General features: G+C 69.7%; 10 protein-coding genes and 1 riboswitch. Of the genes, 5 read left to right on the forward strand and 5 right to left on the reverse strand.

Annotated features, from left to right (window positions below; translation table 11 throughout):
• Positions 1-59 precede the first annotated feature (59 nt).
• The 4 genes from ACFWTC_RS16900 to ACFWTC_RS16915 all read right to left on the reverse strand — a co-directional run bounded on the left by ACFWTC_RS16900 (position 60) and on the right by ACFWTC_RS16915 (position 3,167).
• Positions 60-965 carry a LysR family transcriptional regulator gene (locus ACFWTC_RS16900; RefSeq protein WP_383915897.1) on the reverse strand — a complete coding sequence of 302 codons (906 nt, stop codon included), beginning with the start codon at positions 963-965 and terminating at the stop codon, positions 60-62.
• Between the two features lie 176 nt (positions 966-1,141).
• Complete coding sequence (locus tag ACFWTC_RS16905) at positions 1,142-2,290, reverse strand: cystathionine gamma-lyase (RefSeq protein WP_384027602.1); 1,149 nt, start codon at positions 2,288-2,290, stop codon at positions 1,142-1,144.
• On the reverse strand, positions 2,287-2,775 hold the full coding sequence (locus ACFWTC_RS16910) for a low molecular weight protein-tyrosine-phosphatase (protein ID WP_383915893.1): 489 nt from the start codon (positions 2,773-2,775) through the stop codon (positions 2,287-2,289). Before ACFWTC_RS16910 ends, ACFWTC_RS16905 begins: the two co-directional genes overlap by 4 nt.
• Before the next feature lie 11 nt (positions 2,776-2,786).
• A complete protein-coding gene (locus tag ACFWTC_RS16915; RefSeq protein ID WP_383915891.1) occupies positions 2,787-3,167 on the reverse strand; it encodes a phage holin family protein in 381 nt (126 codons plus the stop codon).
• A gap of 89 nt (positions 3,168-3,256) precedes the next feature.
• Here ACFWTC_RS16915 and ACFWTC_RS16920 point away from each other — a divergent pair, with 89 nt between their 5' ends.
• The 4 genes from ACFWTC_RS16920 (at position 3,257) to ACFWTC_RS16935 (ending at position 5,522) form a co-directional block, all read left to right on the forward strand.
• The gene (locus ACFWTC_RS16920) at positions 3,257-3,574 is read left to right on the forward strand and encodes a cupin domain-containing protein (protein WP_383915889.1); all 318 of its coding nucleotides are present in this window, start codon (positions 3,257-3,259) and stop codon (positions 3,572-3,574) included.
• A gap of 146 nt (positions 3,575-3,720) precedes the next feature.
• The gene (locus tag ACFWTC_RS16925; RefSeq protein ID WP_351271010.1) at positions 3,721-3,945 is read left to right on the forward strand and encodes a DUF5326 family protein; all 225 of its coding nucleotides are present in this window, start codon (positions 3,721-3,723) and stop codon (positions 3,943-3,945) included.
• Between the two features lie 284 nt (positions 3,946-4,229).
• Positions 4,230-4,976, forward strand: a complete 747-nt coding sequence (locus ACFWTC_RS16930; RefSeq protein ID WP_384027600.1) for an IclR family transcriptional regulator — start codon at positions 4,230-4,232, stop codon at positions 4,974-4,976.
• A gap of 96 nt (positions 4,977-5,072) precedes the next feature.
• The gene (locus tag ACFWTC_RS16935) at positions 5,073-5,522 is read left to right on the forward strand and encodes an SsgA family sporulation/cell division regulator (RefSeq protein ID WP_384027598.1); all 450 of its coding nucleotides are present in this window, start codon (positions 5,073-5,075) and stop codon (positions 5,520-5,522) included.
• A gap of 145 nt (positions 5,523-5,667) precedes the next feature.
• Here the strand turns inward: ACFWTC_RS16935 and ACFWTC_RS16940 are convergent, their stop codons facing one another.
• A complete protein-coding gene (locus ACFWTC_RS16940) occupies positions 5,668-7,059 on the reverse strand; it encodes a YibE/F family protein (protein ID WP_384027596.1) in 1,392 nt (463 codons plus the stop codon).
• 72 nt (positions 7,060-7,131) lie between these two features.
• Positions 7,132-7,276, forward strand: a riboswitch (TPP riboswitch).
• On the opposite strand from ACFWTC_RS16940, the gene thiC reads away from it, so the two are divergent.
• Positions 7,271-9,058: a phosphomethylpyrimidine synthase ThiC gene (gene thiC / locus ACFWTC_RS16945; protein WP_383915882.1), complete on the forward strand. Its 1,788-nt coding sequence runs from the start codon at positions 7,271-7,273 to the stop codon at positions 9,056-9,058. (Overlaps the previous riboswitch by 6 nt.)
• Positions 9,059-9,308: the final 250 nt, after the last annotated feature.

Here is a 9,308-nt window from a genome sequence, read left to right on the forward strand (position 1 = left end):
GGAGAAGAGTGGCCCACGGCTCCGCTTCTGAAACGCGCCACGGCCGGATCAATGCGGGCTCACCAGCGCACGGCGGCGTGCAGGAGGCTGTCGTGGGCGCGCGCGAGGTGCGCGAGGGCGAGGCTGCCGGCCCGTACGACCAGGAACCAGGTGCGCAGCGGCGGGACCGCGGGCTCGGGCAGGGCCACGATCCTCCCGGAGTCGAGGGCCTCCTGGCACAGGTACCGCGGGAGGACCGCGAGCCCCGCGCCGGCCCGGACGCATTCCAGCACGGCGCGCAGGTCGGGTACGACCACGGTGGCGGCGGGAAGCCCGGCGTCGGGCACGGTGTCGAAGACGGCGGCCCAGTAACGGGCCACGAGCGGCAGGGACTCGTGGACCTCGACCAGGGGGATGCCGTCGAGTGCCGCGGGGCCTTCGGCGCGCAGCCGTTCCGGATCGACGAAGGCGGCCCAGTAGGGGGCGGCGACCAGGACGTGCTCCTCGTCGCACAGGGCGGTGGCGCTGAACAGCTCCCCGCGGGGCTGGGCGGTGGTGACGACGAGGTCGTGGTGGCCGGCGGCCAGCCCGTCGAGGGTCTCCTCGGTCCCGGTCCGGAAGGTGGTGCGCAGGGAGTGGCCCCGGCCGACGAGGGGCGCGAGGGCCGGGAGCACGCGCAGGCTGAGGAACTCGGGCGGTCCGGCGAGGTGGAGGGTGCGGAGCTCGCCCGCGGCGTCCTGCTCGGCCTCGGTGATCTTCAGCAGGGCGTCGAGGTGGGGAGCGGCCTTGTGGGCGAGCTCGTCGCCGATCGCGGTGGGGGTGACGCCGCGTGCGCGCCGGTGGAACAGGGGTCGCCCGAGCTGCCGTTCGAGGGTGCGGATCTGGGAGGTGACGGCGGGTTGCGACAGTCCGAGGAGCGCTGCTGCCCGGGTGAACGACCCGGCCCGGTGGACGGCGATGAAGGTGCGCAGCAATGCCAGGTCCACGGCGGCGCCTCTCGGTGGGGGCCTACAACTATAAATATCCGGATAGGCACCTGTCGTCACCGTGATTGGACTCTGACGAGCAGTCAACTAGCCTTGTCGCGTGGTTCTTCGCGCGCGGAACCCGGGGCGGTCCGAGCCACTAGGGGGGAGGCTCGGACCGCCCTTCCGTACCGTCTTCAGCTGCCGCCACCTGCGATGACAAGGGCGCGCAGGACGTCCGCGACCAGGTCCGCGGTGTCCTCTGCGCCGGCCGAGAAGCGGATGAACCCCTCCGGCACGGCGTCGCCGCCCCACCGCCCGCGCCGCTCGGCCGTGGACCGCACTCCACCGAAACTCGTGGCGTCCTCGACCAGGCGCAGAGCCTCCATGAAGCGTTCGGCGTGCGCGCGGTCGGGGAGGGTGAAGGAGACCACCGACCCGAAGCCGCGCATCTGGAGGGCGGCCGTCTTGTGGGAGGGGTCGGTGACCAGGCCCGGATAGCGCAGACCGGTCACGTCGGCGTGCCCGGCGAGCGCCTCGGCGACGGCCAGCGCGTTCTCCCCCTGGCGTTGCGTGCGGAGCTGGATGGTGGCCAGGGAGCGGTGGGCCAGCCAGGCCTCCATCGGTCCGGGGATGGCGCCGACGACCTTCCGCCACTTCCGGACGCGCGCGGCCAGCTCGGGGTCGCGGCAGACGACGTACCCGAGGAGCAGGTCCCCGTGGCCGGTGAGGCCCTTGGTACCGCTGGCCACGGAGAAGTCCGCGCCGAGTTCCAGGGGGCGCTGGCCGAGCGGGGTGGCGAGGGTGTTGTCCACGGCGACCAGCGTCCCGCCGGCGTGTGCGGCGTCCGCGAGGCGGCGCACGTCGCAGACGTCGAGGCCGGGATTGGAGGGCGTCTCGATCCACAGCAGCCGGGCGCCGTCGAGGACCTCGAGCTGTGCGTCCCCGCCGGTCGGGGCGGTGCGGACGCGGATCCCGTACGCCTCCAGCTGCTCCCGCAGCAGCGGGAGGGCCTGGTAGCCGTCGTCGGGCAGGACGACGGTGTCCCCGGTGTGCGCGTGGGAGAGGAGGACGGCGGAGATCGCCGCCATCCCGGACGCGAAGACGACGGTGTGCACGTCCTGGCCGGGCGCCTCCAGCTCCCCGATGGCCTGCTCCAGCAGGGTCCAGGTGGGGTTGGTGTCTCGGCCGTAGGTGTACGGGCCCTCCACGTCGCCGGGGAGGTGGAAGTGCGCGGCGAAGACGGGCCCGGGAAGGGTCGGTTCGTTCTTGACGGGCTCGGGCAGTCCGGCGCGTACGGCGATGGTGCCGTCGCCCAGGGGCCGGCCCCGGTCGTGGTCGTTCACTCGGTGTGCTCCTTCACGGCCTCGCGTACGGCGGCCAGCAGGCCCGGGCTCGCCGCCTCGAGCAGGTTCAGGCACTCCTCGAATCCATCGAGGGAGCCGTAGTAGGGGTCCGGTACGTCGGATTCCGCACCGGCTGCGGGGTCGTACGACCGCAGCAGCCGGACCTTGGCCGCGTCCTCGGGCGTGGGGGCCAGCGCCCGGAGGTCCCGCAGGTGCCCGGAGTCGAGCGCGATGACGAGGTCGAGGCGGGCGAACCAGGAGGAGCGGAACTGCCGGGCCCGGTGGTCGTGCGCGTAGCCGGCGGTCTCCAGGACGGAGACGGTGCGCGGGTCGGCGCCGTCGCCCTCGTGCCAGCCGCCGGTGCCGGCGCTGTCGACCTCCACCAGGCCGTCGAGTCCGGCCTCGGCGACGCGTGCGCGGAACACGGACTCGGCCATGGGTGAGCGGCAGATGTTGCCCGTACAGACGAAGCACACGCGGTACATGGGAGGCGGGCTCAATTCTTGTCGGGCAGGACCATGTTCAGGGCCCAGGAGACGACGGAGATGATGAAGCCGCCGAGGACGGCGGTCCAGAAGCCCTCGACGTGGAAGCTCAGGTCGAGCTGCTCGGCCAGCCAGGAGGTCAGGAGCAGCATCAGGGCGTTCACGACGAGTGTGAACAGGCCCAGGGTGACGACGAACAGCGGCAGTGAGAGCAGCCGCACCACGGGCTTGACGATGAAGTTGACCAGGCCGAAGACCAGGGCGACCAGAATGAGGGTGAGGGTCCGTCGCCCGAGGCTGCTGCCGTCGTCCAGAGTGATGTCGGCAAGGAGCCAGATGGCGACGGCCAGTGCAGCCGCGTTGGCGAGCGTCTTGACTACGAAATTCGTCATGTGTCTGATCGTTGCAGAGAAGATCCCGGCGGGACATCCGCAGATCAGCGGATGCGAAGGCGCGACTGACCACAAGGGGCACGAGGACGATGAAGGCCTTCCGGCTGGACGAGCTCGAAGCGGAGCGGGCCGCCAATGACGGCGCCTATCTGCAGTTTCTGCGCGAGCGGAACATGTCGGTCGGGCTGTACGCGCTCGACGCGGGGCGCAGCGACCCGCAGACGCCGCACCGCCAGGACGAGGTGTACTTCGTCGTGAGCGGCCGTGCCTCGATCACGGTCGGGGAGGAGACGACGACGGTGGCGCGCGGCAGCGTCGTCTACGTGCCCGCGGGGGCGCCGCACAAGTTCCACCACATCACCGAGGACCTGCGGGTGATGGTGGTGTTCTCCCCGCCGGAGGGCTGAGCGGACCGGTCGGCTGAGGGTCGCGCCCCTGGTCCCCCTAGGGGGCGGATCAGGGGACTCCGGGGGCTCACGGGCCCCCGCAGGGAGCGGCCGGCTCCTAGCATCGAGTGCAGGAAGTCAAGGTCGAGGAAGAAGAGGTCGAGGACATGGACGGCATCCGAGAGACGTTCGCAGGCATGCCCTGGTGGGTTAAGTGGGTCGCCGTTCCGCTGCTGGTGCTGTTCGTCTTCGGCGGCGTGATCACCAGCGTGCTCGGCGCGCTGATCGGGATCGTCTTCAAGCTGCTCCTCTTCGCCGCCCTCGTCGGCGGTCTCGTCTTCGTGGTGAAGAAGGTCGGCGGCGGCTCGAAGTCCTCTTCCCGGGAGTGGTAGCCGGGTCCGGCCGGTGCCGTTCCGCGATTAAGCCAGGTGAGGGAACGTAAGGCCCGAAACCGCTCGCACCCCGGGAATCGGTGGATAGAGTGGCAATCTGTGCCGGTACCTGGGCACCCGAAAAGCCGGTAACACCGCCTTGACCAGCGGTGACGTCAATGCACTCGCCGAGCACGACCCCAGGAGCCACGGCACGCGCGGGGGCGGCCCCCGCAGGGCGGGCCTCCCCGAAGGCCCGCCGCCACGCCTGGGGGTGACCTTTGTCCACGGTTCACAACGGCTGTGTGCCCACGCTGATCGGTTCTGTGCAACGGGCGTTGAGACTGCTCGAAGCCGTGGGGTCCCACAGTGGGGGAGCCCCGGCGAAACAGCTGGCGCGAGAGGCCGGGCTCCCGCTCCCCACCGCGTACCACCTGCTGCGCACCCTGACGCACGAGGGCTACCTGCGCCGGGAGAACGGGGTCTTCGTACTCGGTGACGCGGCTGCGCGTCTGGCCTGCGGCGGAATCCAGCAGAAACGTCGCAGCATGATCCTTGACTCCCTCGCCCACTTCCGCGACGCGGTCGGGGCCCCGGTCTACTTCGCGGTCTATCGCGAGGGGGAGATCGAGGTCGTGGGCGTCTCGGACACCCCGGCCAGCCCCGCCTGCGAGGAGTGGGCCGACTTCCGTGCCACCGGGCACGCTCACGCCATCGGCCAGTGCCTGCTCGGCCAGCTCGACGGGAAGTCGCGCCAGGACCACTACGACCGTCATCCGGTCGAGGCCATCACCCCTTACACCGTTCAGGATCTGCACTCCCTGGAGTACCGGATCGGATCCCTCGAACGAATGCAGCCCGTTACCGAGCGTCAGGAATACTCCCTCGGTACCGTGTGCGCAGCCATTCCGATCGCGGCTGGCGATGCACCCGCAACCGTGGCCATTTCTCTCCCTCTGCACCAGGAAAGTCGATTGCTGTCTGCGGTCGATCAACTACGGAGTGAAGTAGGCGCGCTGTTGAACACCCTCTCCTTCTCTATCAGTATCTGAAAACTCACTCCTTGTGATCTGCAAGCGCTTCCACCACTCTTGTCAAGAGGCCCTGGGGGACCATTCCTGGCCACTTCCACAACAGCGGGGTAGGCAATGCGCGAGTCGGTACAGGCAGAGGTCATGATGAACTTCCTCGTTTCCGAGGAGCTCTCGTTCCGGATTCCGGTGGAACTCCGGTACGACGCTCGTGATCCGTACGCAGTCCGCCTTACCTTCCACCTTCCCGGAGACGCGCCCGTGACCTGGGCGTTCGGCCGGGAGCTCCTTCTCGACGGCATCAACAAGCCGTGCGGTGAGGGCGATGTGCACATCGCGCCCTCCGACCCGGAGGAACTGTCCGACGTCCACATCCGTCTGCAGGTAGGCGGCGACCGGGCGTTGTTCCGTGCGAGCGCGGCGCCGCTCGTCGCGTTCCTCGACCGCACCGACCGGCTTGTTCCGCTCGGTCAGGAGAGGAATCTGGGTGATTTCGAGGAGCACCTCGACGAGGCGCTTGGCAAGATCCTGGCCGAGTCGCGGCAGAACGAGCAGAACGCCGGCTGAGGCGACGGAGCACCGCCGCGAAGCGATGACTGACAGTCATCGAACGGGAATGCGGACAGGCCGTCGGCCGGCGGCGGGCGGGAAATGACCCGCCGCGTCGGCGGCGCGCGGTATCCCGCCCGCCGCCCCGGTTGCCCCGCCGTCGTCAGCGCTTGCGCCGCCGGCCCCGACCACCGCGCGCCGGGCCCGGGTTCGCGCCGGCGTTCGGACCGGCGGCCGGGGATCCCGGACGGTCGGCGGAGACGACGAGGGCGGCTAGCGCCGTCGTCACCGGGACCGACGCCACGAGCCCGATCGAGCCCACGAGCGTCCGTACGATCTCGACCGCGACCAGCTCGCTATTGGCCACCGCCCCCATGCTGCTGTTCGCGATGGAGAACAGCAGGAGCAGGGGCAGCGCGGCGCCCGCGTAGGCCAGTACCAGCGTGTTGACGACCGATGCGATGTGGTCCCGCCCGATCCGGATGGCGGCTCGGTAGAGGCCGCGCGGCCCCATCGACGGGTCGGCCTGATGCAGCTCCCAGACGGCGGAGGTCTGGGTGACCGTCACGTCGTCGAGGACGCCCAGCGAACCGATGATCACGCCTGCGAGCAGCAAACCGCTCATGTCGATGTCCGGGTAGAGGCCGTGGATCAGACCGGTGTTGTCGTCGGTGTTGCCGCTGAGGAAGGCCCAGTCGATGAACACCGAACCCAGCAGGCCGATCAGCAGCAGCGATACGAGGGTGCCGAGGACGGCGACCGAGGTCCGGGCGGTCAGGCCGTGGCACATGTAGAGCGCGCTGAGCATGATCGCGCTCGCTCCCACGATCGCCACGACCAGCGGGTTCGAGCCCTGGAGGATGGCGGGGAGGATGAAGAGGGTGAGCACGCCGAAGCTGACGGCCAGTGCGATCAGTGCGAACAGCCCGCGCATCCGGCCGACGAGGACGACCGAGACCGCGAAGATGCCGGCCAGCACCGCCATCGGGAACTTCCGGTTGACGTCGATCACCGAATACTGGAGGTCGCGGGGGGCGTCCGGAGCGTAGGCGACCACCACCTCCTGGCCATCCGCCAACTGACGCGGCGCGCCCGGCTGGACGACCTCCACGAAGGTCCGGCCCTTGTCGGGACCGCTGCCGACCTCGACCGTGGCCTTCTTGCACTCGCCGGTCTGCGCGGCCTCGGCCTCGCGGCCTTCCGGAGTGGACGTGTCCCCGGTCGACGGTACCTGTGAGGCATTCACGGATTTGCAGTCGACGAACGCCAGCGAGACGACCTTGCCCTGCTGCGTCTGCCGGTCGAAGCCGACCCCCGTGCGCTCGTGGCCGGGCGCGCCGCCCGGCCAGAGCACCACCAGGCCGATGAAGACGGCGGTGGCGAAGGGGATCAGGACGGCCGCGATGACCTTGCGCAGGTGCTTCGAGACGGGGGCCGCCGGGCCGTGGCTGTGGCTGTGGGAGTGGCCGGCGCTGGGGCCGTGGCCTGCGTGCGCATGGCCGGCGTGGCCGGTGGGGTCGGTGGGCTCGGTGGGGGGTTGCGGCGAGGACGTCACCGGCTGATCATCGCAAGAGATGAGGGGGCCCACTGTTCAGCACGCCATGAATGACGCTAGCGTGGGGGCACCTTTGCACAACGCGGGAGCTCGGAGCACCGGGCTGAGAGGACGCTGATCACCGTACGCGCATCATCAATGCGTACGGGAGAGGCTGCGTCGACCGCCGAACCTGTTACCGGGTAATGCCGGCGTAGGGAGATCAGGTCTCATGACCATTCAGGACGCACGCACGCCTGCCGTCAGCCAGGGCGCCGACGGCCAGACCGAGCGCCAGCCGGGCTGGCACAAGGGGTACGCGGCGGGCTCCCGCCCCGACATCCGGGTGCCGGTCCGCCAAGTCCACCTCACCAACGGCAAGGACGTGACGCTCTACGACACGTCCGGCCCGTACACCGACCCGCAGATCGAGACCGACGTCCGCCGGGGCCTCGCCCCGCTGCGCGAGAACTGGATTATCGCGCGCGGAGACACCGAGGAGTACGCGGGACGCCCCGCGCGCCCCGAGGACGACGGGATCAAGCACACGTCGCCGCGCGGCGGCCTGAAGAACCTCGACGCGGTCTTCCCTGGCCGGCCCCGTCAGCCCCGCCGGGGCCGCGGCGGCGTCGCCGTCACGCAGCTCGCGTACGCCCGGCGCGGCGAGATCACCCCGGAGATGGAGTACGTCGCGATCCGCGAGAACGTCTCCCCCGAGGTGGTCCGCGAGGAGATCGCCGCGGGCCGCGCGGTGCTCCCGGTCAATGTGAACCATCCCGAGATCGAGCCGATGATCATCGGCAAGCGGTTCCTGGTGAAGGTCAACGCCAACATCGGCAACTCCGCGGTCACCTCCTCCATCGAGGAGGAGGTCGACAAGATGACGTGGGCGACCAAGTGGGGCGCCGACACGGTCATGGACCTCTCGACGGGCCGCAACATCCACACCACGCGCGAGTGGGTGCTGCGCAACTCCCCCGTCCCGATCGGCACCGTGCCGCTCTACCAGGCGCTGGAGAAGGTCGACGGCCGTGCCGAGGACCTGACCTGGGAGATCTACAAGGACACGGTCATCGAGCAGGCCGAGCAGGGCGTCGACTACATGACGGTCCACGCCGGCGTGCTGCTCCCCTACGTGCCGCTGACCGCCCGCCGCAAGACCGGCATCGTCTCGCGCGGCGGCTCGATCATGGCCGCGTGGTGCCTGGCGCACCACAAGGAGAACTTCCTCTACACGAACTTCGAGGAGCTCTGCGACATCCTCGCGACGTACGACGTCACGTACTCGCTGGGGGACGGCCTGCGCCCCGGGTCCATCGCGGACGCCAACGACGCGGCCCAGTTCGCCGAGCTCAAGACGCTGGGCGAGCTGAACACGATCGCCAAGCGGCACAACGTGCAGACCATGATCGAGGGCCCGGGCCACGTCCCGATGCACAAGATCAAGGAGAACATCGACCTCCAGCAGGAGATCTGCGAGGAGGCGCCGTTCTACACGCTCGGCCCGCTGACCACCGATGTGGCGCCCGCGTACGACCACATCACCTCGGGCATCGGCGCCGCGATGATCGCCTGGTGGGGCACCGCGATGCTCTGCTACGTCACGCCCAAGGAACACCTGGGCCTGCCCAACAGGGACGACGTGAAGACCGGTGTCATCACGTACAAGATCGCGGCGCACGCGGCGGACCTGGCCAAGGGCCACCCGGGAGCCCAGGAGTGGGACGACGCGCTGTCGGACGCCCGGTTCGAGTTCCGCTGGGAGGACCAGTTCAACCTGGCCCTCGACCCGGACACCGCCCGTGAGTTCCACGACGAGACCCTTCCGGCCGAGCCGGCCAAGACCGCGCACTTCTGCTCCATGTGCGGTCCCAAGTTCTGCTCCATGAAAATCTCGCAGGACATCCGCCGACAGCACGGCGGGGACCTCAAGGCCGATGAGATCCAGGCGGGCATGGCCGAGAAGTCCGCCGAGTTCGCGGCCTCGGGCAACCGGGTCTACCTGCCGCTCGCCGACTGACGCACCGGCAGAAGGCATCGCCCCGGGAGCCGTCGCATCCGGGGCGACGCCTCGCCACCCCTTGCGCTGGAGCGTGCTCGAACTCCTAGAGTCCGGGCCCATGACCATGAGATACCGATTTCTCGGCGGGACCGGCATAGAGGTCAGCGCACACTGGGTGAATTCAACTGGTCGTCGCAACACCTTGATCACGGAGGTGTTGGATGGGACGACCGAGGAAGCTGATGCGGCAGGTGCCGGCCGGGGCGCG

The organism is Streptomyces sp. NPDC058619 (genome assembly GCF_042717785.1).
In the GTDB taxonomy this organism is placed as follows: Bacteria; Actinomycetota; Actinomycetes; order Streptomycetales; family Streptomycetaceae; genus Streptomyces.